This is a genomic window from Clostridium sp. Cult3 (genome assembly GCF_021655115.1).
In the GTDB taxonomy this organism is placed as follows: domain Bacteria; phylum Bacillota; class Clostridia; order Tissierellales; family Tepidimicrobiaceae; genus PPXY01.
Genome location: NZ_PPXY01000038.1, coordinates 21,173 through 45,039 on the forward strand (window position 1 = coordinate 21,173; position 23,867 = coordinate 45,039).

Below are 23,867 nucleotides of genomic sequence, written 5' to 3' on the forward strand. Positions count from 1 at the left end.
TATGAAAGAGTTGAATAATACAGCTGATGATTTGATCTTTTCATTAGATATTGGTACCAGAACCATTATTGGCATTGTTGGTAAATATACAGAAGATGAAAAACTTCATATATTGGCTTATTCCTTTAGAGAACATGACAGAAGGAATATGTATGATGGACAGATTCACAACATTGATGGAGTTACTAAAATTGTAAAGGAAATAAAAGAGGAATTAGAGGCAAGGCTGGGTATAGAACTAAGAAAGGTTTCCATAGCTGCAGCTGGTAGATCCTTAAAAACTTGTAAAGTTAGGGTAGATAAAGAAATAGATGGGTCCATGGAAATAAGCAGGAATATTGTTGAAGCTTTAGAGCTTGATGCAGTCCAAAAAGCTCAACAAAGAATAAACGAAGATGAAAATCAAAACAAGCTAAAATACTATAGTATAGATTATAGCGTCATAAACTATTATTTAGATGATAATTTTATGACTAAGTTAGAAGGACATAGAGGAGATAAAATTGGAGTGGATCTATTAGCTACTTTTCTACCACAAATGGTAATTGAAGGTCTATACACCGTTGTATCTAAGGCTGGCCTTGAGGTGGGCAATATTACCTTAGAGCCAATAGCGGCGATAAATGTGGCAATTAAGGAAGAGTTACGATTATTGAACTTGGCACTAGTAGATATTGGGGCAGGAACATCGGACATTGCCATAACGAGGGATGGTAATATTATGGCTTATGCTATGACTTCTACTGCGGGAGATGAAATAACGGAGGCTTTATCCAAAAGGTATTTATTAGATTTTAACGCTAGCGAGGAATTAAAAATAAAACTCAATTCCCAGAAAGACCATCGATTTACAGATGTTGTGGGCATCGAGTACCAGCTTACTACTGAAGAAATCCTTCAAGGCATACACGAAACTGTAAATAAAATTTCCCAAGGAATTGCAGAAAAGATTATAGAATTTAATGGGAAAACCCCTAGTGCAGTGTTTCTAATTGGTGGAAGTAGTCAGTTGCCTGGACTAAGGGAGTCTCTAGCAAAAAACTTAGGTCTTCCTAGGGAAAGGGTGTCCATTAGGGATACTAGTTTTATTGAAAATGTTGAAGGCATAGATGATAATATATGTGGTCCAGATATAGTAACACCCATAGGAATTGCTGTGGAAGGTGTTAATCAAAAGTATAGTAATTTCATGGAGATACAATTTAATGGAGAAGAGATAAGGTTATTCAATACGGACAAGGTTAAAGTGTCAGATATATTAGTATTGACAGGATATAATCCAAGGTATTTAGTTCCAAAGCTTGGAGATGCTTTTGAATATTTTGTAGATGATGAGAAGAAAATTCTTGCCGGGAAAATAGGAGAGCCAGCTAAAATATATGTAAACGGGAAAATAAGCAATTTAAACACATCTTTAAATGATGGAGATATAGTAGAAATAGTTAAAGGGACTAAAGGGGAAAAAATAATTCCATATTTATACGATTGCATATCCAAGGAAAAAATGATATTTATTAATGATGAACCTTTTAACTTGTTGAGGACTATTAAAGTAAATGGGGTAGAAATAGAGGGAAATCCTTTATTAAATGAAGGGGATAGGGTTGAAATAGTAGAAATATGCACATTAATTGAGTTGATAGAATACTTGGGTCAAGATATTCCATTAGATAGGGTACTATTAAATGGCAGAAAGGTAAAAGAGGATATAACACTGAAACCTAGGGACGAGATCTTCATAATATCAAATAAAACCATTAGACTGGTAATAAATGGGGAAGAAAATACTATTACTTATGGTAAAGAGGAATTTATATTTGTAGATCTATTTGATCACATAGATTTCGATTTGACTAAGCCAAAGGGAAATTTAGTTTTAAAGGTAAATGGAAAAGACGCAGAATATATGGCTCCCTTAAAGGATGGAGATGTAGTCCAAATATTCTGGAATAAATAGCATTACTAAAGCTTATGTTACATATTATTTAAATACATATTTTTAAATCTATTAAATTTGGAGGATAGAGATGGAAAAAACAAAGAAAAAGAAACCAATCTTATTAATTATATTAATTAGTTTGTTTGCTATTATTCTAGGATTAGGTGCCTATGGATATTATAAGGTATTGAGTACGGATCAAATCTATGAAGGAGTTAGTATTGATGAGTTTGATTTGAGTTTTATGACTAAGGAAGAAGCTTTGAAATTAATCAAGGAAAAAAGAGAGAGTGAACTAGATGATAAAAACATGGTTTTAAGCTATGAGGATAAGATATACGATATTAACGTAAGACAATTTGATTTCCATTACGCTTACAATGATGCGATAGATAAGGCCTATTCCATAGGGAGAGAGGGCAATATAATAGCAAGGATTAAGGATATTATTGACACGAAAAAAAATGGGGTAAAGATAGATTTGGATTCAAACTATAATAGGCAAAAAGTTCATGAAATTACATCGACCATTGCCCAGGAAATAGATTTGGACATGAAGGATGCCGAGTTTCATTTTAACAATGGTAATATTAATATTACTGATGAAGTCATAGGAAAAAAAGTGGATCAGGATAAGCTCATTCAGTTGATAAATGATAATATATATGATTTACACCCTATTGAAATACCCGTTGAAAAGATACATCCAACTAAGACTAGAGAACTGTTGAGTAGGATCAATGGAGTTATTGGTGAGTATTCTACATCCTTTAAAGGCAGTAGCCAAGAAAGGATTGAAAATATTAGAATATCATCAAAAGCTCTCAGCAAAAAGATTATTATGCCAGGAGAAGTGTTTTCTTTTAATGAATTTACCGGGCCAAGGGAGAAAAAATTTGGATACAAGGAAGCCAATGTAATAATAAAAGGGGAGTTTACTCCTGATGTTGGTGGGGGAGTTTGTCAAACTTCCACTACATTATATAATGCACTTTTGTTGGCAAATGTAACTATCGTAGAAAGATCTCCTCATTCTATCCCTGTAAAATATGTTAACTTTGGTCAAGATGCAGCAGTAGCTTATGGATTTTTAGATTTGAAATTTAAAAATAGTTTCGACTTTCCTCTATTTATTCACTCTAGAATTGTTGGAGATCGGGTTAACATATACGTATATGGCGATAAAAATGCTAAGGATTATAGTGTAAGAATAGAACCTAAGCTTGTAGAAACTATTAAACCGGAGGAAGAGACGGTAGAAGACACTAGTTTGGCCCCGGGAACTAAAGAACTGGTTCAACAGGGAAGAACGGGATATAAGGTCCATACCTATAAGCATATAGTCAAAAATGGGAAGGTTGTAGATACTCAACTTATTACAAAAGACTTTTACAAGCCTAGAAACTTTATCTATAGAATAGGACCTAGTGCCTATGAGGAGGAAGAGTCTGTAGAAATAGACGACTAGGAATTGACAGGAGGTATTTATTTGACAGAGATAGGTGAGTTATATGATAAAGACATTAAATGTCCTACATGTGATAAGCAGTTTAAGACTAAGAAGGTAAGACGCTCTAAATTAAGGCTAACAAAGAGGGATGAAGACTTTCTCTCCTATTATGAGAGACAAAACCCATTAAAATACAATATATATGTATGCCCTAACTGCGGATATGCTGCGTCGGAAAGTAGATTTAGCTCTTTGTCCTATGAAAATAAACAAATAATACTGGAGAAAATCACTTCTAAATGGAATAAGAGGAGCTATGGTCATGAGAGAACCGCAGAAGAAGCAATAGAAACATATAAATTAGCCCTTTACATTGGAGAACTACTGAACTATGGTAAGGTGGAGCTAGGTTTTTTATGCTTAAGTATAGCGTGGTTATATAGGATAGAGGAAGTTCAAGAGGAAGAAGTGAGATTTTTAGGACTAGCTAGGGATTTATTCGAAGAGGGCTATTATAAAGAATCCTTAGTGAATGTAAACATAGATGAACTAAGACTAGGGTATTTAGTTGGGGAACTCAATAGGAGGTTAGGTAATAAAGAAGAGGCCTTGAAATGGTTTAATACTGTACTATCTAATCCAGATTTAAAATATAATCCTATGATAGATAAAATGACTAGGGAACAATGGCGATTAACAAGGGAAGGGTAGTTTGGAAATGGAAATAAAATATTATGATTTTGAAACCTCTATAGGGAATATGTATCTGTTTTTTTCTTCTAAGGGCATAGTATACCTTTCTTTGCCCAAGGAAGAGGAGGAAGATATAGTAAGCCAAGTAAAAAAGTATGGAGTCCTGCAAAGGGTATGCGCTGAGGAATATAAATTTCACAATCAAATAATAGGATACTTAAAAGGTCAATTGAAATATTTTAATTTGGAATTGGATTTGAGAGGTACTGAATTTCAAAGAAAGGTATGGAATGAGCTGTTAAACATTCCTTATGGAGAAACTAGGACTTATAAAGAAATGGCTAAAGAAGTGGGTTCTCCAAGAGGATTTAGAGCTGTGGGTGGAGCGTTGAATAAAAATCCCATACCAATTATAGTCCCATGTCATCGGGTCATCGGATCTAATGGTGAATTGACAGGCTTTGCTGGTGGAGTAAGGCTGAAAAGGAGATTGTTGGAATTGGAAGCTTCTAATGCTTGAAAAAAACCTAATAATTTGATATTATCTCTTTAGCAACAATTAAATAATTCTAAAGATATAGGAGTTCTTTTTAATAGGACAAAGGGAAAGTGGTGTAAATCCACTGCAGCCCCCGCTACTGTAAATGGGTACGAAACCAACGATATACCACTGGGAAACTGGGAAGGTGTTGGGAGTAGGTTGAACCATAAGCCAGGATACCTACCTATATATAAATAAAGCCTCGGAGGGAGGGATGAGTGGATTTGGATTTCCCTATCCTTTTGTGTATAAAAAAGGCATAGGGATTTTTGTATTTTACCATGATAATAGGAGGAGATGTAATGAATAATATAAGAAGGAATAGGATTGCTATAATACTGATAGTGCTAACTTTAGTTATGGTTTTATCCGTAGGTTGTACACCTAAAAATCAGGATGTAGAAAAGCCTGAAGATAATGATATTGAAAATATAGGAACTCTAGTAGAATATCCCTTGGAAATAGAGGATCAATTTGGCAACAAAGTGGTATTTGAAGAAGCACCAGAAAAAATAGTATCTTTAGCTCCAAGTAATACGGAGATACTGTTTAGCTTAGGTCTAGGGGACAATGTAGTAGGGGTAACATCTTTCTGTGACTACCCAGAAGAAGCAGGTACTAAGGAACAAGTGGGAGGTTTTCAAGAAATAAATATAGAAAGAATAATAGAGTTGGAAACGGATATGGTATTTCAATATGGCCCTGGAGATGAAAATATCAATAATAGTTTAAAGGAAGCGGGGATAAAAGTTATATCCTATGAACCGGAGACTATTGATGAGGTCATAGATTTAATAAATACAATAGGCAAGATAACTGGTAAAACTTTAGAAGCCGAAGAGATAACCAAGGATATGATGGATAGAAGAGATGCTATTGTAGAAAAAATTAAGGATGCAGAAAAGGTAAGAGTATTTTATGAAATTTGGCATGATCCACTAACGGCGGCAGGACCAGGTTCTTTTATGGATGAATTGATGGCTTTAGCCGGTGGAGATAATATAGCCAAAGATGCTGATAGTCCTTATCCTCAGTTTGACGTGGAAAAATTAATTGAAATGGATCCGGAAGTATACTTATCTGCTGATGACATGGAGGAGAGAACTCCTGAGTCAATTAAACAAAGACCAGGATATGAAAGTATTACTGCGATTAAAAATGATAAAATCTATCCATTAGAGCCCAATATAGTATCAAGGCCGGGGCCTAGAATAGTGGATGCTCTGGAATTAGTGGCTAAGGCTATTCATCCTGAATTGTTTAAGTAGAGCAGGGATATATATGATAAAAAACAGGGATAGCAACTCCCATAAGACTATAATACTTATACTTACGCTAGCTCTTGTCTTTTCCATAGGACTTTTTGCTACCATTGGAACAGCAGATGTTAGCATATTGGATACTTTTAGAATAATTGGTTCAAAATTGCCCATAATAAACAAATATATAGATCTATCTCAGATATCAGATGCTTACAGGACCATTATCTGGTCAATACGACTACCCAGAGTATTGTTGGGGGTTTTGGTTGGCGCCAGTTTATCTACAGCTGGCGCAGCCTTCCAAGGTATGCTTAGGAACCCAATGGCGGACCCTTATATATTAGGCATATCTTCTGGAGCTGCATTAGGTGCTAGTATATCCATTGTGTTTAATTTAGATGTACAAATATTAGGTTTTTCTACTATAGCCGTATTTGCATTTATAGGGGGCTTAGCAACTGTATTTATTGTTTATAATATTGCTAAGGTGAAACAAAAAGTGCCTATAACTACCCTTCTACTATCAGGAGTCGCAGTGGGACAATTTTTAACTGCAATTATGTCTTTTTTAATGGTCACATATAGTAAAGATATGAACAAGATAATATACTGGACCCTAGGAAGTTTAGCAGGGAAGGGATGGGAGCCGTTGATGAGGATTTCCATACCTATAGTTTTGTCTATAATAGCTATGAATTTTTTTGCCAGGGATTTAAACATAATGTTAACAGGGGAAGAATCTGCCCATAGTCTAGGGGTAGAAGTAGAAAAGACTAAGCTATTACTATTGATCTTAGGTACCTTCATGACCTCTATGGTAGTTTCTATAAGTGGTATAATAGGATTTGTAGGACTTATCATACCTCATATAGTTAGAATAATAGTTGGTCCAGACCATAGAATACTACTACCTGCTTCAGGCTTTATAGGTGGAATATTTATGATATTTGCCGACACTATAGCAAGAACTATTATCTCTCCTATGGAAATACCCGTAGGGATAATAACTGCAATGTTTGGAGGTCCGTTTTTTATATATCTATTACGTAAAAGAAAAAAGTCCATATAGTAGGTGATCAATATGTATGCCTTGGAGATAGAAAATTTAAATTTTGGATATGGAACAAAAAACATACTTAAGAATGTAAGCTTTCAGGTAGAAGAAGGGGAGTTTATTAGTATAATAGGACCAAATGGTTCAGGTAAGTCTACCCTTTTAAAGCTATTGAATAATATTTATGAACCTAAATCTGGCACAATATTAATACAAGGTAGGGAGATTCAAGATTATAAGGGAAAAGAATTGGCTAGAAAGGTGGCTTTAGTGCCTCAAAATACCGTTATAGATTATGAATTTTCTGTAGAAGATGTAGTATTAATGGGAAGATATCCCTATTTAGGAAGATTTGAAAAGGAAGGCCCTGAAGATTATAGCATAGTCGATGAAGCTTTGAAACTAACCAATACCTTCTATTTGAAAAAAAGGAGTATAAATGAGATAAGTGGTGGAGAACGACAAAGAGTTGTTGTTGCAAAGACCTTAGCACAAAAACCAGATATAATATTATTAGATGAGCCTACCAGCCATTTGGATATAAACCATCAAATAGAGATATTAAGGCTTTTAAAAAGATTAAACCGAAAGCATGGCACTACTATTATACTGGTAATACATGATATTAATTTAGCCAATAGATATTCAGACAGAATTTTATTGTTAGACAAAGGGCAAGTATTAGGAATAGGTAAACCGTCTCAGGTGGTAAATAGCTATAATATAGAGAAAGCATATAATTTAAAGGTAGTAGTTGAAAAAAACAAAATTACAGATAGCATTCAGATAACCCCATTGTAAACTTCATTTTACTTCCAAATAAAATGAAGTTTTTTTATTGACTATTTTATTTTTTATGATATGCTATTTTTGTTAAACTCAAGAGGAGGATGTATATGAAATATAGATTAATTGCTATAGATATGGATGGAACTTTGCTAAATAGTGAAAATAAAGTTTCTAGGAGAAACATGGAAACTTTGCACAAAGCTATAGAAGCAGGGGTATATATAGTCCTATCTACAGGTAGAATACTCAGATCTGCTCTTTATTTTTCTAAAGCTATGGATTTGAAAAATCCTATAATTGCATGTAATGGAGCAGTAGTATCATGTGGTGATGAAAGGGATATTATATATGAAAATGCTCTGGAGAGGGCGGCAGCTAAAGAACTGATGGAATTAGCAGAAGAAAATGATATGTATTATCATTTTTATGACATAAATACATTCTATACTCGTATAGTTAATGAAGAGATGGCAAAGTGTTATAAGTCTTACGAAGATAATTCGGAAAAGCAACAGATTAATTTTCAGATATTAGAAGATCCTATGAAGGTATTAGAAAGGGATAATGCTCAAATATATAAATTTGTATTTATAGAAGAGGATAGAAATAAACTTGCACATTTTAGAGATAGATTAAAATCTATAGATGGAATCAATATTTCAAGTTCTTGGTATAATAATGTTGAAGTAATGAATACAGGAGTATCAAAAGGTGAAGGGTTAAAACAACTATGCAAAACATTAGATATAGATAGGACTGAAGTTGTAGCCATTGGGGATAATGAAAATGATATACCCATGTTTCAAATGGCTGGGCTAGCTGTTGCTATGGAAAATGGAGATGAAATAATAAGGGAACACTCCCATGTAATCACTGATACTAATGACCAGGATGGAGTAGCAAAAGCTATAGAAAAATATGTATTAAATCTATAGAAAGAAGGAACACTTATGGGACTGAATATAGTGTTGGTAGAACCAGAGATACCTCAAAATACAGGAAACATTGTTAGAACATGCTCATTAACCAATACAACTCTCCATTTGGTAAAGCCCTTAGGTTTTTCAGTAGAGGATAAATATTTGAAAAGGGCTGGGCTAGACTATTGGCATCTAGTGGAGATCCATTATTATGATAGTTTTGATGAGCTTAAGGAGAAATATTTCCATGAGAATTTTTATTATGCAACTACCAAGGGAAGAAAAATCTATACCGATATTGATTATATAGATGAATGCTTTATTGTATTTGGCAAAGAAACCAAAGGATTATCTGATGAAATACTAAATAAGAGTTGGGAAAAAACTATAAAGATTCCAATGAAAGAAGGTATTAAAAGATCACTAAATTTAGCTAATTCAGTTAATATAATACTATTTGAGGCCTTAAGACAACTAAAATTTCCATACTTAGAATAAATTTTACAAAGATTTAACAATCAAGCCTCGAAAATTATATTAATATAAAGTTAGACTCATACAAAATATATACCCATATAAAACTATAAATATGAATTAGGAGGGTACAAATGGATATAGCATTGCCGGTTTTGGGAGGGCTAGGACTTTTTCTTTATGGAATGAATTTAATGGGTATGGGATTGCAGAAAGCTGCTGGTGAAAAGTTAAAGAGGTTAATAGAGATATTAACTAACAATAGGCTTATGGGAGTAATCGTAGGAGCCCTAGTTACTATGGTAGTACAAAGTAGTAGTGCTACTACGGTTATGGTAATAGGATTTGTAAATGCTGGACTTATGAATTTAACACAAGCTGTTGGAGTAATAATGGGAGCCAATTTAGGGACTACCGTAACAGCTCAGCTTATTGCATTTAATCTTACGGATTTGGCACCATTAGCAGTGGCTATTGGGGTCGGAGCATGGATTGCTACATCTAAGAAGAGAGCTAAAAACTTAGCGGAGATATTCATTGGATTTGGTATACTGTTTATTGGCATGGATATGATGAGCAGTGGATTGAAACCATTGGCAGGTAGTCCAGTATTTAAAAATATCATTATTAGTTTAAACGATCCGTTTTTAGGCATATTGGTTGGTCTAGGCTTAACTACTATTGTACAAAGTAGTAGTGCTTCTATCGGTTTATTGCAAGCCTTGGCTTCTCAAGGACTTATAAGCTTAAATATCGCTTTTCCAATACTGTTTGGGGACAATATTGGTACCACGACTACAGCTCTAATATCTAGTGTAGGTACAAATAAAACAGCAAAAAGAGCAGCAATTATACACTTTTTATTTAACTTAATAGGTACTATTATCTTTATGACTATACTCAGAAGGCCAATAGAGGCAATAGTTTTAAGGGTTTCCCCTGGTGATATACAAAGACAAATTGCCAATGCCCATACATTATTTAATTTAATAAATGTAATAGTTCAATTGCCTTTTGCTGGATTATTAGTTAAGGCAGCAAACAAACTAGTCCCTGGGGATGAAGAAGAAGTCGGTGTTGGAGTAAAATACTTAGATCCAAGAATTATTGAAACTCCATCTATTGCTCTTGGGCAAGTGACTAAAGAGGTATTGAGAATGGGTAAAATAGTAGAGGACAATTTAGCGCTAGCTTCTAAGGCTTTTAAAAACAAGGATGAAAAAATGACCTCAGAAGTATTTTCACAGGAAAAAGTTATAAACAGGCTGGAGAGAGATATAATAGAGTACTTAGTAGAACTATCCAATGCTCCTTTGACAGATGAACAGCATACTCAGGTAAATGTATTGATAAATGTAGTAAATGACATTGAAAGGGTAGGAGATCACTCGGACAATATAGCGGAACTCTCTCAATCAGCCATAGATGAAAGATTATTTTTTAGTGATGAAGCCATAGAAGAGTTTGACAATATATCTGGCAAAAGTCGAGAAGTATTCAAAAAGACCTTAGAAGCTTTGGCAGATATAGATTTTGATAAAGCTAGAGAGGTATTAAAATTAGAAGAGGAAATAGACGATTTAGAACGAGAATATAGAACAAATCATATAGATAGATTAAATAAATTGCTTTGCCAACCAAGTTCCGGGGTAGTCTTTTTAGATCTACTTAGCAATTTGGAGAGGATTTCTGACCATTCCTCTAATATATCTCTTTATGTTTTAGATCAGCTTAAAGAGCAATGATTTTATTAAAAATATAAAATAAATTAATAAAAGGTCTTGTCATAATTAGTTTTATATATTATAATATAGCTGCAATGTGAAAAATATATCAATAAAAATTAATTACATTTCGGATGATAAGTGCGGGAGAGACCATATGTTGGCGCCGAAGGAATAAGTTGTATAGTTTGCCATTATGCAACGATGATCTCAGGCAAAAGGACCGTGCTTAGACGAAACTCTGAAAAGCGAAAGCACCGAAGGAGCAATCCATTTGTATGGGGAAACTCTCAGGTTATTAGAACAGAGTAGAAGGCATTAATATGTTTCTTCTATTCTGTTTTTGTTATGCGCAAATTATGCGCAAAAAGGTGAAGGATATATCAAATATTGGATTTTGGTATATGTGTTTTTAAATTTATATTTATGGGTATTATATTATTGTATGAGGAACTTTAGAAAGTAGAACTTGTAATAACATCAAAACTTTATTATTATTATGGTAGGGTGATTTTACAACAACCATAATAATCTCATCTTAAGAATAGAAGAAAGCATACATAGTCAAAGATGCAACTTATCAATTGAATTATGTTTCAAACCAAATTTATTTATATGTAAGAGAATATTATGGATAAATTTATGGAAAATATAACTTTAAAAGGTTGTCAAAACCATAATCATATCCAAAAGGAGGAAGAACTATGTCAGAAATCTATGATGTTGTCATTATAGGCGAAGGACCTGCAGGATTAGCAGCAGGGCTATATGCATCAAGGGCCAGACTTAAAACTCTAATGATTGAAAAAGAAAAGGCTGGAGGACAAATCGTATCAACAGCTGAAGTGGCTAACTATCCAGGGTCTGTTGAAAATGCTACAGGACCTAGTTTAATAGCTAGGATGGTTGACCAAACAGAGGAGTTTGGAGCAGAAAGAGTGCTAGATACTATTGTAGATGTAGAATTAGAAGGAAAAATCAAAGTACTAAAGGGAGAAAAGGCAGAATATCAAGCTAAAACTGTAATTATAGCTACAGGTGCAAATCCAAGACCAATAGGTTGTCCTGGAGAAAAAGAATTGACAGGTAGGGGAGTATCCTATTGTGCTACATGTGATGCTGCTTTCTTTGAGGACATGGAAGTATATGTAGTAGGTGGAGGAGACACTGCTGTAGAAGAAGGTATGTATTTGACTAAATTTGCAAGAAAGGTTACTATAATTCATAGGAGAGATGAATTAAGAGCTGCAAAATCAATCCAAGAGAAAGCTTTCAAAAACGACAAAATGCATTTCATGTGGGATTCAGTAGTTGAAGAGATAAAAGGTGATGGAATAGTTGAGTCCATGGTAGTTAAAAACGTTAAAACTGGAGAACTAACAGAAGTAGTTGCAGACGAAGATGATGGAACTTTTGGAGTGTTCCCATTCATAGGATTTATTCCAGCTACAGGATTGTTTGAAGGAAAGATGGATTTGGAAAATGGATACATTCCAACAGATGCAGATATGAAGACTAACATTCCAGGAGTATTTGCAGCGGGAGATGTTAGGGTAAAATCCCTAAGACAAGTAGTAACAGCCACGGCTGATGGAGCTATTGCCGCAGTTCAAGCTGAAAAATACATCAATGAAGTATTTGATGTTTAAAATAAATTTTAGGAGGGATAATTATGGTAGAGTTAGATAAGAAAAATTTTGAAGAAGAAGTATTAAATGCAGAAGGTCCTGTGTTGGTGGATTATTGGGGACCAACTTGTGAACCATGCAAGGCATTGATGCCACATGTTCATAAATTAGAAGAAACATATGGTGAAAAAGTTAAATTCTGCTCACTAGATATTACTAAAGCAAGAAGACTAGCAATAAAACAAAAAGTAATGGGATTGCCAGCAATAATCATATACAAAGATGGAGAAGAAGTAGAAAGATTAGCAGAATCTGAAGCTACAGCAGCTGCTGTAGAAGAAATGGTTAAGAAGTATGCATAATTGATTTTAATTCTGGGCTTTGCCCAGAATTAAAATAGATGGTTTCAAGAATAAGGGGAGGTGAATTTATGCGTCTGGAATTAGGCCATGTGCTTATAAAAGATGTTCAATTTGGTGATGAAACTAAAATTGACAATGGGGTGCTTTATGTAAACAAAGAAGAGTTAATAGCTTTGATTAAAGAAGATGAGCACCTTAAAGAAGTAGACGTAGAAATTGCAAAACCTGGTGAAAGTGTAAGGATCACTCCTGTAAAGGATGTTATTGAACCAAGGGTTAAGGTTGAGGGCCCAGGAGGAATTTTCCCAGGAGTATTATCTAAAGTTGATACTGTTGGTACTGGAAAGACCAATGTATTAAAAGGATGTGCAGTAGTTACTACAGGTAAGATTGTAGGGTTTCAGGAAGGTATCATAGATATGACTGGACCTGGAGCAGAATATACTCCATTCTCAAAATTAAACAACATAGTTTTAACATGTGAACCACAAGATGATTTGAAGCAACATAATCATGAAAAAGCTGTTAGGTTTGCAGGATTCAAAGCAGCTGCTTATTTAGCAGAAGCTGCAAAAGAATTAACTCCTGACAATGTGGAAGTGTATGAAACTCCAACATTATTTGAAGGAGCAAAGGAATATCCTGAATTACCAAGGGTAGCTTATGTTCAAATGCTTCAATCTCAAGGTTTACTTCATGATACTTATGTATATGGAGTAGATGCAAAACAAATAGTTCCTACTATAATATATCCAACAGAGATAATGGATGGAGCTATAATAAGTGGTAACTGTGTATCTGCTTGTGATAAGAATACAACTTATCATCATCTAAACAACCCAGTTGTTAAAGATCTATACGCAAAACACGGAAAAGAACTAAATTTCGTAGGAGTTATTATTACTAACGAAAACGTGTATTTAGCAGATAAAGAAAGATCTTCTAACTGGACAGCTAAACTAGCTGAGTATTTAGACTTAGATGGAGTTGTAATATCTCAAGAAGGTTTTGGTAACCCAGATACTGACCTTATAATGAACTGTAAGAAGATTGAGCAAAAAGGTATAAAAACTGTTATAATAACTGACGAATATGCAGGAAGAGACGGTGCCAGCCAATCTTTAGCTGATGCTGATCCACTTGCAGATGCAGTTGTAACAGGTGGAAATGCTAACGAAGTTATTGAATTACCACCAATGGATAAAATAATTGGTCATGTAAACTTCGTAGATATAATAGCTGGAGGATTTGATGGAAGCTTACATGAAGATGGTTCCATTACAGTAGAACTTCAAGCTATTACAGGTGCGACAAATGAATTAGGCTTTAACAAAATGTCCGCTAAAGGATATTAATAATACTATTAAAATATCTAAAAAGAAAGGAAGTGTAGTGATGTCAATATTTGATGCTAACAAGAAAGTTATCATAATTGGCGATAGAGACGGTATTCCAGGACCAGCCATGGAAGAATGTGTTAAGACTACAGACGCTGAAGTAGTATTCTCATCTACTGAGTGTTTTGTCTGAACGGCTGCAGGAGCTATGGACTTAGAAAATCAAAAGAGGGTTAAAGACTTAACAGAAAAATACGGTGCAGAAAACATGATCGTATTAATAGGTGGAGCTGAAGCTGAAGCAGCTGGATTAGCAGCTGAAACAGTTACAGCAGGAGACCCAACTTTTGCAGGTCCATTAGCAGGAGTCCAGTTAGGACTTAGAGTTTATCATGCAGTAGAACCAGAATTCAAAGAATCAGTAGATGCAGGCGTTTATGATGAACAAATAGGTATGATGGAAATGGTTCTAGATGTTGATGAAATCATAGAAGAAGTAAAAGGTATAAGAGAAGAATTTGGTAAATTCAACGATTAATTCCCTAGAAAAAAAGGAGAGGGGGGAATCAAATGGGGAAAATTAAAGTAGTCCATTATATAAATCAGTTCTTTGCAGGAATTGGTGGAGAAGAAAAAGCAGACTACAAACCAGAAATTAGAGAAGAAATTGTCGGTCCAGGTATGGCTTTAAATGCAGGATTTAAAGGTGAAGCAGAAATAGTTGCTACAATTATATGTGGTGACAGTTACTTTAACGAAAATGTAGAAGAAGCAAAGGCTGAAATTCTAAAAATGGTAAAGCAATATAACCCAGATCTATTTGTAGCAGGCCCAGCCTTTAACGCAGGTAGATATGGTGTTGCATGTGGTACAATTGCAGATGCAGTACAATCTGAGTTAGGTATTCCTGTTATGACAGGAATGTATGTAGAAAACCCTGGAGCAGATATGTACAAAAAAAGTGTATATATAGTATCCACTAGAAACTCTGCTGCTGGGATGAGAGATGCAGTTAAGAAGATGGCACCTTTAGCATTAAAGATTGCAAAAGGTGAAGAAATAGGATCCCCAGAGGAAGAACACTATATTCCAAGAGGAATCAGAAAGAATTACTTTACTGAAAAGAGAGGCTCTGAAAGAGCAGTTGATATGTTACTTAAGAAGCTTAAAGGTGACGAATTTGTTACTGAATTCCCAATGCCAGACTTTGATAGAGTAGATCCAAATCCGGCAGTTAAAGATATTACTAAGGCTACAATAGCTATAGTAACATCTGGTGGAGCAGTACCAAAGGGAAATCCAGATCATATCGAATCCTCATCTGCTTCTAAATATGGTAAATACGATATAGAAGGAATTGATGATTTAAACTCAGAAAATGGTGAAACAGCCCATGGTGGATATGACCCTGTATATGCTAATGAAGATTTAGATAGGGTTATTCCAGTGGATGTACTTCGAGATCTAGAAAAAGAAGGCAAAATAGGAAAACTTCACAGATACTATTATAGTACTGTAGGTAATGGTACAGCAGTTGCAAGTGCTAAGAAGTTTGCAGAAGAAATTGGCAAGGAATTAGTGGCTGATGGTGTAGATGCAGTTATACTAACTTCAACCTGAGGTACTTGTACACGTTGCGGTGCAACAATGGTAAAAGAAATAGAACGAGCAGGATTACCTGTAGTTCATATGTGTACAGTAGTTCCAATTTCCTTAACAGTAGGTGCAAATAGAATAGTACCAACGATTGCTATACCTCACCCACTAGGAAATCCAAACCTAGAGCCTGAAGAGGAAAAAGCTTTAAGAAGAAAATTAGTAGAAAAAGCTTTAGTTGCATTAACAACTGAAGTTGACGATCAAACGGTATTTGAAGATTAAGTTTAAAACTTTAAATGGGTGATTTTTATCACCCATTTAAAGATTAAAGATAAAAAAGTTTTACATAAACATTATGGAGGTGGATTTATGAATTATCCTGTAGTAAAAGGTACTAGTTATATATTAGTACATGCTGAAGATATGGTTATTCACAATGGAACAACCCAGTCTACAGAAAGAACTATCAATCCAGATTCAGACTATTTAAAGAAGTTACCAAACCATTTACGTAGCTTTGACGAGGCAGTAAACTATATGCCTAATCAAGTGTATATTGGGAATATGACTCCAGAAGAATTAGGAGAGCACGCTCAACCTTGGTATGACAAACCATTAGAAGATGCATCTAGATATGGCAAATATGGTGAGATCATGCCTGAAGATGAATTTATTGGACTAATGAAAATTGTTGATGCTTTCGATTTAGTAAAATTAACAAAAGAGTTTACAGAAGAAGTTAAAACTAAGCTAGAAGCTCACCCTCTAATTAAGGATAGGGATGATCTAATTTCAAGGCTTAAAACTGGTGATGATTTAGCAGATATTGAAAAATTAATCAATGAACAAGGAGCAGAGGCTATTTATACCGATGGAAAAATTGTTGGTTGTGTAAAAAGAGCCCATGATGTAGATGAAAATTTAAATGCTCATGTATTATTTGAAAACCTTGTTTGTAAAGCTTCTGGAGTATTAGCAGGTTTAAATCTAGTAGCTAAAAACGATATAAATCCAGAAGATGTAGATTATATAATTGAATGTTCAGAAGAAGCTTGCGGCGATATGAATCAAAGAGGTGGAGGAAACTTTGCTAAATCCATAGCTGAAATGGTTGGATTTAAAAATGCAACTGGTTCAGATACAAGAGGATTCTGTGCAGCACCAACTCACTCTTTAATAATAGCATCTTCACTAGTGCAATCGGGAACATTTAAAAATGTAGTAGTTATCTCTGGTGGTTCAACAGCTAAACTTGGTATGAATGGTAAGAATCACGTGGAAAAAGACATGCCAATTCTTGAAGACGTAGTAGGCGGATTTGCTGTATTGATAAGTGAAAATGATGGAATAAATCCAGTACTAAGAACGGATTTAGTAGGAAGACATACTGTTGGAACTGGTTCATCACCACAAGCTGTAATGAGTGCTTTAGTAACTACTCCATTAGAAAAAGGAGATCTAAAGATTACCGATATAGATAAATACTCAGTAGAAATGCAAAATCCAGATGTTACAAAACCAGCTGGAGCTGGAGACGTACCAAATGCAAACTATAAGATGATTGGTGCATTGGGCGTAATGAGAAAAGATCTGGAAAGAGCTCAAATGATGGACTTCATTAAAGAACATGGTATGGAAGGTTGGGCACCAACTCAAGGTCATATTCCATCTGGAGTACCATATTTAGGATTTGCTAGAGCAGATATATTAGAAGGTAAGATGAAGAATGCCATGATAGTAGGTAAAGGAAGTTTATTCTTAGGAAGAATGACGAATCTATTTGACGGTGTTTCTATTGTAGTAGAAAAGAATCCAGGAAAAACAGATGAGGAAAAAGGTGTATCAGAAGAAGAAGTTAGGACACTTGTAGCTGAAGCTATGAGAGATTTTGCTTCTCATCTACTTCAGGATTAGAGGTGATAAAATGGCAGAAAATAATGTTAAAAAGATGATTGGAAAAGTTTTTAATGATATAGCTGATGCTATGGAAACAGGCCAATTTGGTGAAAAAGTAAGAGTAGGAATAACTACTTTAGGCTCCGAACATGGAATAGATAATCTAGTAAAGGGAGCAGAATTAGCTCAAAAAAGGGATCCTTCTATTGAAGTAGTATTAATTGGACCAAAACATGATACTAAATTGACTCAAGTAATAGCAGAAACAGAAGAAGAAGGATATAAAAAGATGGAAGAACTGCTTGACAATGGGGAAATAGGCGCATGCGTTACAATGCATTATAGTTTTCCTATAGGCGTTTCCACAGTAGGGAGAGTCGTAACACCAGGAAAGGGTAAAGAAATGATAATTGCAACGACTACTGGTACTACTTCTCCTCATAGAGTTGAAGCTATGGTCAAAAACGGTATAAGCGGGATTATTACCGCTAAAGCTATGGGAATTGAAAACCCAACAGTAGGTATATTGAATGTAGATGGAGCTAGGCAAGTTGAAAGAGCTTTCAGTGAATTAAGTGACAATGGATATAAAATCAATTTAACTGAATCTATGAGAGCAGATGGCGGTAGTGTCATGAGAGGTAATGACTTATTAGCAGGAGTACCTGATGTGATGGTAACAGATACATTAACAGGGAATATATTGATGAAGGTATTTTCTTCTTATACTACCGGTGGAAGTTATGAGTCTCTAGGTTATGGATATGGTCCTGGAATTGGTGAAGATTATGACAGATTGATTTTGATTTTATCGAGAGCATCGGGAATACCAGTAGTAGCTAATGCTATTAGCTATGGGGCAGATTTAATAAGGGGCAATGTGAAAACTATAGCTAAAGAAGAATTCAAGAAGGCTAACAAAGCAGGTTTAAAGGATATATTAAAAGGGTTAACAAAGGATACTAGGAAAGCAGAAGATGATGAAGAAGTAGAAGCTCCACCTGCAGAAACCGTTACAGGTACAATTTCTGGTATAGATATAATGGAATTGGAAGATGCAGTAAAGGTATTATGGAAAGAAGGTATATATGCTGAATCAGGAATGGGATGTACTGGTCCTATTGTAATGGTTAATGAAGAAAAATTAGATAAGGCTATAGAAATATTATCTAAGGCAGGATATGTTTCTCAAGAATCAGATCCTTGCTAAAATACTCCAAGACTCCAAGTAATCTTGGAGTGTTTTTTTTATAGATTTTATACATTGTAAAATCATGTAAAGTATTATATAATAATGATGTTGGTAATTTAATGGAATTTTGATTATCAACAACAAGAAAGACATATGTTTATATGTCTAAGTTTCAATTTAAAAAGTTATAACAATTAAGAAAGGGGAGTTTTAAATTGAAGAAAAGATTATTGGCATTTCTATTAATTGCAGTACTAGCTTTTGGTATAGTAGGATGCGGTAATAAAGGTGAAACACCAGAAGAACCAGAAGATAGCATTGGAACAGAAGACGAAGCACCAGAAGAAACACCTGAATCAGATATTAAAGTTGCTATGGTAACAGATGAAGGTGGAGTTCATGACCAATCCTTTAACCAATCAGCATGGGAAGGTCTAGAAGAAGCTGAAAAGGATTTAGGGGTAAAAGTATCCTATGTAGAGTCTCAACAAGATGCTGATTTTGCACCAAACTTCGAAACCCTATTGGACGCAGAAAATGACTTGATTTGGGGTATAGGATTTAAATTAAGCGATGCTTTATTGGATGCAGCAACAAACAATACTGATCAATTATATGCAATAATTGACTTCGCTTATGAAGATACTCCAGACAATGTGGTAGGGGTAGTATTCAAAGCTGAACAACCATCATTCTTAGTAGGATATATAGCAGGAAAGATGACAGAGACTAACAAAGTTGGCTTTGTTGGAGGTATAGCAGGAGACGTTATATGGGGATTTGACTATGGATTCCAAGCGGGAGTTCAATATGCAGCTAAGGAATTAGGCAAAGAAATAGAAATACTTAATCAATATGCTGAATCCTTCTCAGACGTATCTAAAGGTAAAGCGATTGCAACTCAGATGTATCAACAAGGTGCTGACATAATATTCCACGCTTCCGGAGATACAGGAAATGGAGTTATAGAAGCAGCAAAAGAACAAGATAAATGGGCTATCGGTGTAGATAGAGACCAAAACTACTTAGCACCAGACAATGTACTAACATCAGCTATGAAACGTGTTGACGTTGGAGTTTATAATGTAGTTAAAGAGTTAGTAGATGGCAATTTCCCAGGAGGACAAACTGTAGTATATGGTTTAGAAGAAGGAGCAGTTGGTATAGCGCCAACTTCTGATCAGCATGTACCAGCAGAAATCCTTGAAGAAGTTGAAGGCATAGAAAAGAAGATAATAGATGGTGAAATAGAAGTACCATTTAATGAAGAAACCTTTGAAGAATTCATGAAAACATTATAATAGAATAAAATTAGCAGCTCAGGCGTAGGTCTGAGCTGCTAAATCTTAGATAGGAGGGGCCCTATTGAGTATTGATTTTGATGCGAAAGTCATAGAGATGAAAAATATTACCAAAAAATTTGGTGACTTTGTTGCAAATGATAGTATTGATCTAACAGTTCACAAAGGTGAAATCCATGCATTATTAGGGGAAAATGGGGCTGGAAAGACTACATTAATGAACGTACTATATGGATTATATGAGCCAACCTTTGGGGAAATATACTTAAATGGAAAGAAAATTGATATTACAAACCCAAGCATTGCTATAGAAAATGGCATAGGGATGGTGCACCAACATTTTATGCTAATAGAAACTTTCACCGTTGTAGAAAATATAATGTTAGGTATGGAAACTACACAAAAAATGGGAGTTTTAGATGTAAGAAGAGCCACTAAAGAAGTAGAACAATTATCTCAGAAGTATGGCCTTCATGTAGATCCTAATGCTAAAATACACGATATATCTGTAGGAATGCAACAAAGAGTAGAGATATTAAAGGCTCTATATAGAGGAGCCGATATATTGATATTAGACGAGCCTACTGCTGTGTTAACACCTCAAGAGATAGACGAGTTGATGCAGATAATGAGAAGCTTAGCAAGCCAAGGGAAAACTATTATAATAATTACACATAAACTAAAAGAGATCAAGCAGGTAGCGGATTTTTGTACTGTCATTAGGCGAGGCAAGAAAATTGATACGGTTAAAGTAAAAGATGTGACAGAAGAGGACTTAGCATCCATGATGGTAGGAAGACAAGTAAGCTTCGAAGTTGATAAAGGCGAAGCTGATATAGGCGATGTAGTGTTTAAAGTTGATAATTTAGTAATCAAGGATAATAGGAAATTAAAGGCTGTAGACGGATTATCCTTAGAATTGCATAGAGGGGAAATACTAGGAATTGCAGGAGTAGATGGAAATGGGCAATCGGAATTTATTGAAGGAGTCACGGGATTAAGACCTATTGAAAGCGGTACAGTAAACTTAAATGGCAAGGATGTAACTAATCTAAGTCCAAAGGAAATAATAGAAAGTGGCATGAGTACAATTCCGGAAGATAGACAAAAAAGAGGTTTAGTATTAGATTTTACAGTTGCAGAAAATATGATATTAGAAAATTATCATAAGGAACCTTTTTCTACTAAAGGCAGGTTGAATCATAAAGAAATATCAGATTACTCAAAAGAACTAATAGATAAATTTGATGTTAGGCCAAGAAATGAAAAACATATTGCTGGAGAACTATCAGGAGGTAATCAACAAAAGGTTATACTAGCTAGGGAGATATCTAATGACCCTGATGTATTAATAGCAGCTCAACCTACAAGGGGACTAGATGTAGGAGCCATAGAATATGTCCATAGATATCTAGTAGAACAGAGGGATAATGGCAAAGCAGTTTTATTGATTTCCTTTGAATTAGATGAAATTATGAATGTATCGGATAGAATAGCAGTTATATTTAATGGGAAGATCGTAGATGTAATAGATGCCAAAATAGCTGATGAAAGAACCCTAGGTTATCTAATGGCTGGAGGAGGTACAATTGATGAAGCGAAATAGATTTATTGTTATAGGAATATCCATATTGTTTGGATTGATTATTGGGGCTATAGTATTGCTAATAGCTGGATTTAATCCCTTAGAGGCCTATGGCATTATGATAAAGGGGGTTTTCGGAAGCCCTAAGTATATATCCTGGACTATTATCAGATCTACGCCATTAATATTAACTGGTATATCTGTAGCCTTTGCATTTAGAACGGGACTTTTCAATATAGGGGCGGAAGGCCAGTTTATTATAGGTAGTTTAGTAGCAACATTAGTTGGCTATTTTGTAAAGCTTCCTCCAATTATTCATCCTATAGTAGCTCTATTAGCAGGGGCATTAGCAGGCGCCCTATGGGCTGGTTTTGCTGGTTTGTTGAAATCAAAATTTGGTATTAATGAGGTAATTACCACTATTATGTTAAATTGGATTGCATTATATTTTAGCAATTTCATGGTATTTACTAAAGCATTTAAAAGACCGAATAAAGAAGCTTCACACAGGATATTGGAATCTGCTAGTATAAATGTACTGGGTAAATGGAAGACTTCTGAAGCTGGAAAAGCCTTTTTGGCAGAACATAGTTTCTGGAAGGATTTTCTGAATCCACCAGTAAACTATGGTTTTATAATTGCTATTTTGGCGGCTATACTTATATGGTATATATTAAAACATACTACTTTAGGCTACCAGCTTAGAGCAGTAGGATTTAATAAAGATGCTGCTGAATATGGTGGTATAGATGTTAAGAAGAATATAGTAGTATCCATGATGATAGCAGGTGCTTTATCAGGACTTGCAGGGGCTACTCAAGTACTAGGAGTATCTAGGGAAACCGCTATATTGGCTATTATGGAAGGTTATGGATTTGATGGGATAGCAGTATCTTTAATTGCTGGAAATAATCCCTTAGGCTGTATACCTGCAGCCTTACTATTTGGAGCTTTAAAATATGGCGGTAGCAAACTTCAACCTAATATAGGAGCGCCTTTCGAGGTAATAAATATAATCATAGGCATTATCGTATTCTTTATTGCAATGCCAAAACTAGTTGAAATAATTACCTCCTATAAAGGTAAGAAAAGGGGTGGAGAAGTTGAAAGTTCTAAATGATTTAGGAATAATAATAGGAATTAGCCTAATGTATGCAGCGCCGTTGATGTATACTTCCCTGGGAGGGGTAATATCTGAAAGTGCTGGAGTAGTAAATATAGGATTGGAAGGCATGATGACTATCGGTGCATTTACAGGAGCAACAGTAGCATATTTTACCCGAAACCCTTGGTTAGGATTTTTAGCTGCTGGATTAGCTGGTGGTGGACTGGCATTATTACATGCCATAGCCTGTGTAACTTTTACTGCAGATCATGTAGTGTCTGGTATTGCTATGAACTTTATCGGGCCAGGGTTAGCGCTATATTTATGTAAGATATTCTTTGACGGGGCTGCTATGACGTTACCTTTGGATCTGGATCACAAGATTCCAAGACCTCTTAATGGAGTTTTTTCTACAGATTCCTTTTGGAATTCAGTATTAAACCAATATGCTACGGTATATATTGCATTTTTACTAGTATTATTAGTTTGGTTTATGTTATATAAAACCAAATTGGGATTAAGAATAAGATCTGTAGGGGAACATCCAAGGGCAGCAGATACTCTGGGAGTAAACGTATATGGAATTAAATACTTAGCAGTTGTTTTATCAGGTATACTTGCAGGATTTGGTGGAGCGGCCTTAAGCATTGCTGTAGTATCTAACTACAGAGAGTCGTTAATATCGGGACAAGGATTTATTGCATTGGCAGCTATGATATTTGGCAACTGGAAACCTCAAGGGGCTATGTGGGGTTGTTTACTATTTGGAGTAGCACAAGGTTTAGTAGTATATTTAGGAGGTACTAGCTTAAAGGTATCATCTCAAATACTAGCTATGATACCATATGTTATTACCTTAATTGTACTAATGGCTTTTGTAGGAGAAGCGACAGGTCCTGCAGCTAATGGTTTACCCTATGAAAAAAATCAAGGCTAATGGAAAAGTCTTTGGTCTTTAAAGGCCAAAGACTTTTTTGTCGAATAATAAATGATTTTGTATTTATTAAAGATTTTGG

21 protein-coding genes and 2 riboswitches are annotated in these 23,867 nt (G+C 34.9%); all 21 genes read left to right on the forward strand.

From position 1 onward, the window contains the following. Position 1: 1 nt before the first annotated feature. On the forward strand, positions 2 to 1,957 hold the full coding sequence (locus tag C3E88_RS07735; protein ID WP_236909598.1) for a cell division FtsA domain-containing protein: 1,956 nt from the start codon (positions 2 to 4) through the stop codon (positions 1,955 to 1,957). 70 nt (positions 1,958 to 2,027) lie between these two features. Further along, complete coding sequence (locus C3E88_RS07740; RefSeq protein WP_236909599.1) at positions 2,028 to 3,407, forward strand: VanW family protein; 1,380 nt, start codon at positions 2,028 to 2,030, stop codon at positions 3,405 to 3,407. A gap of 21 nt (positions 3,408 to 3,428) precedes the next feature. Further along, complete coding sequence (locus C3E88_RS07745) at positions 3,429 to 4,100, forward strand: DUF2225 domain-containing protein (protein WP_236909600.1); 672 nt, start codon at positions 3,429 to 3,431, stop codon at positions 4,098 to 4,100. Positions 4,101 to 4,107: 7 nt separating this feature from the next. Continuing rightward, positions 4,108 to 4,602 carry a methylated-DNA--[protein]-cysteine S-methyltransferase gene (locus C3E88_RS07750; RefSeq protein ID WP_236909633.1) on the forward strand — a complete coding sequence of 165 codons (495 nt, stop codon included), beginning with the start codon at positions 4,108 to 4,110 and terminating at the stop codon, positions 4,600 to 4,602. Positions 4,603 to 4,644: 42 nt separating this feature from the next. After that, positions 4,645 to 4,825, forward strand: a riboswitch (cobalamin riboswitch). Between the two features lie 100 nt (positions 4,826 to 4,925). Then, complete coding sequence (locus C3E88_RS07755; RefSeq protein ID WP_236909601.1) at positions 4,926 to 5,891, forward strand: ABC transporter substrate-binding protein; 966 nt, start codon at positions 4,926 to 4,928, stop codon at positions 5,889 to 5,891. Positions 5,892 to 5,904: 13 nt separating this feature from the next. Continuing rightward, positions 5,905 to 6,954: a FecCD family ABC transporter permease gene (locus tag C3E88_RS07760; RefSeq protein WP_236909602.1), complete on the forward strand. Its 1,050-nt coding sequence runs from the start codon at positions 5,905 to 5,907 to the stop codon at positions 6,952 to 6,954. Between the two features lie 12 nt (positions 6,955 to 6,966). Then, positions 6,967 to 7,740, forward strand: a complete 774-nt coding sequence (locus C3E88_RS07765) for an ABC transporter ATP-binding protein (RefSeq protein ID WP_236909603.1) — start codon at positions 6,967 to 6,969, stop codon at positions 7,738 to 7,740. 95 nt (positions 7,741 to 7,835) lie between these two features. After that, on the forward strand, positions 7,836 to 8,663 hold the full coding sequence (locus tag C3E88_RS07770) for a Cof-type HAD-IIB family hydrolase (protein ID WP_236909604.1): 828 nt from the start codon (positions 7,836 to 7,838) through the stop codon (positions 8,661 to 8,663). Positions 8,664 to 8,678: 15 nt separating this feature from the next. Further along, the gene (locus C3E88_RS07775) at positions 8,679 to 9,146 is read left to right on the forward strand and encodes a tRNA (cytidine(34)-2'-O)-methyltransferase (protein WP_236909605.1); all 468 of its coding nucleotides are present in this window, start codon (positions 8,679 to 8,681) and stop codon (positions 9,144 to 9,146) included. Positions 9,147 to 9,256: 110 nt separating this feature from the next. After that, positions 9,257 to 10,867: a Na/Pi cotransporter family protein gene (locus C3E88_RS07780; RefSeq protein ID WP_236909606.1), complete on the forward strand. Its 1,611-nt coding sequence runs from the start codon at positions 9,257 to 9,259 to the stop codon at positions 10,865 to 10,867. 113 nt (positions 10,868 to 10,980) lie between these two features. After that, positions 10,981 to 11,082, forward strand: a riboswitch (glycine riboswitch). Positions 11,083 to 11,550: 468 nt separating this feature from the next. Beyond that, complete coding sequence (gene trxB / locus C3E88_RS07785; protein ID WP_236909607.1) at positions 11,551 to 12,495, forward strand: thioredoxin-disulfide reductase; 945 nt, start codon at positions 11,551 to 11,553, stop codon at positions 12,493 to 12,495. Positions 12,496 to 12,518: 23 nt separating this feature from the next. Next, positions 12,519 to 12,836, forward strand: coding sequence for a thioredoxin TrxA (trxA, locus tag C3E88_RS07790; protein WP_236909608.1), 318 nt, complete (start codon positions 12,519 to 12,521; stop codon positions 12,834 to 12,836). Between the two features lie 68 nt (positions 12,837 to 12,904). Continuing rightward, positions 12,905 to 14,191, forward strand: a complete 1,287-nt coding sequence (locus tag C3E88_RS07795; protein ID WP_236909609.1) for a glycine/sarcosine/betaine reductase component B subunit — start codon at positions 12,905 to 12,907, stop codon at positions 14,189 to 14,191. Positions 14,192 to 14,231: 40 nt separating this feature from the next. After that, positions 14,232 to 14,711, forward strand: a complete 480-nt coding sequence (gene grdA / locus C3E88_RS07800; protein ID WP_236909610.1) for a glycine/sarcosine/betaine reductase complex selenoprotein A — start codon at positions 14,232 to 14,234, stop codon at positions 14,709 to 14,711. 32 nt (positions 14,712 to 14,743) lie between these two features. Beyond that, on the forward strand, positions 14,744 to 16,054 hold the full coding sequence (grdB, locus tag C3E88_RS07805) for a glycine reductase complex selenoprotein B (RefSeq protein ID WP_236909611.1): 1,311 nt from the start codon (positions 14,744 to 14,746) through the stop codon (positions 16,052 to 16,054). A gap of 87 nt (positions 16,055 to 16,141) precedes the next feature. Next, a complete protein-coding gene (grdC, locus tag C3E88_RS07810) occupies positions 16,142 to 17,686 on the forward strand; it encodes a glycine/sarcosine/betaine reductase complex component C subunit beta (RefSeq protein ID WP_236909612.1) in 1,545 nt (514 codons plus the stop codon). A 10-nt stretch (positions 17,687 to 17,696) separates the two neighbouring features. After that, positions 17,697 to 18,878, forward strand: a complete 1,182-nt coding sequence (gene grdD, locus C3E88_RS07815; RefSeq protein ID WP_236909613.1) for a glycine/sarcosine/betaine reductase complex component C subunit alpha — start codon at positions 17,697 to 17,699, stop codon at positions 18,876 to 18,878. Positions 18,879 to 19,075: 197 nt separating this feature from the next. Further along, positions 19,076 to 20,161 (forward strand): BMP family lipoprotein, encoded by a 1,086-nt coding sequence (locus tag C3E88_RS07820; protein ID WP_236909614.1) that lies wholly within the window; start codon positions 19,076 to 19,078, stop codon positions 20,159 to 20,161. 97 nt (positions 20,162 to 20,258) lie between these two features. After that, positions 20,259 to 21,767 (forward strand): ABC transporter ATP-binding protein, encoded by a 1,509-nt coding sequence (locus C3E88_RS07825; RefSeq protein ID WP_236909634.1) that lies wholly within the window; start codon positions 20,259 to 20,261, stop codon positions 21,765 to 21,767. After that, positions 21,754 to 22,866 (forward strand): ABC transporter permease, encoded by a 1,113-nt coding sequence (locus C3E88_RS07830; protein WP_236909615.1) that lies wholly within the window; start codon positions 21,754 to 21,756, stop codon positions 22,864 to 22,866. Before C3E88_RS07825 ends, C3E88_RS07830 begins: the two co-directional genes overlap by 14 nt. Before the next feature lie 28 nt (positions 22,867 to 22,894). Further along, on the forward strand, positions 22,895 to 23,788 hold the full coding sequence (locus tag C3E88_RS07835) for an ABC transporter permease (protein ID WP_236909635.1): 894 nt from the start codon (positions 22,895 to 22,897) through the stop codon (positions 23,786 to 23,788). Positions 23,789 to 23,867 lie beyond the last annotated feature (79 nt).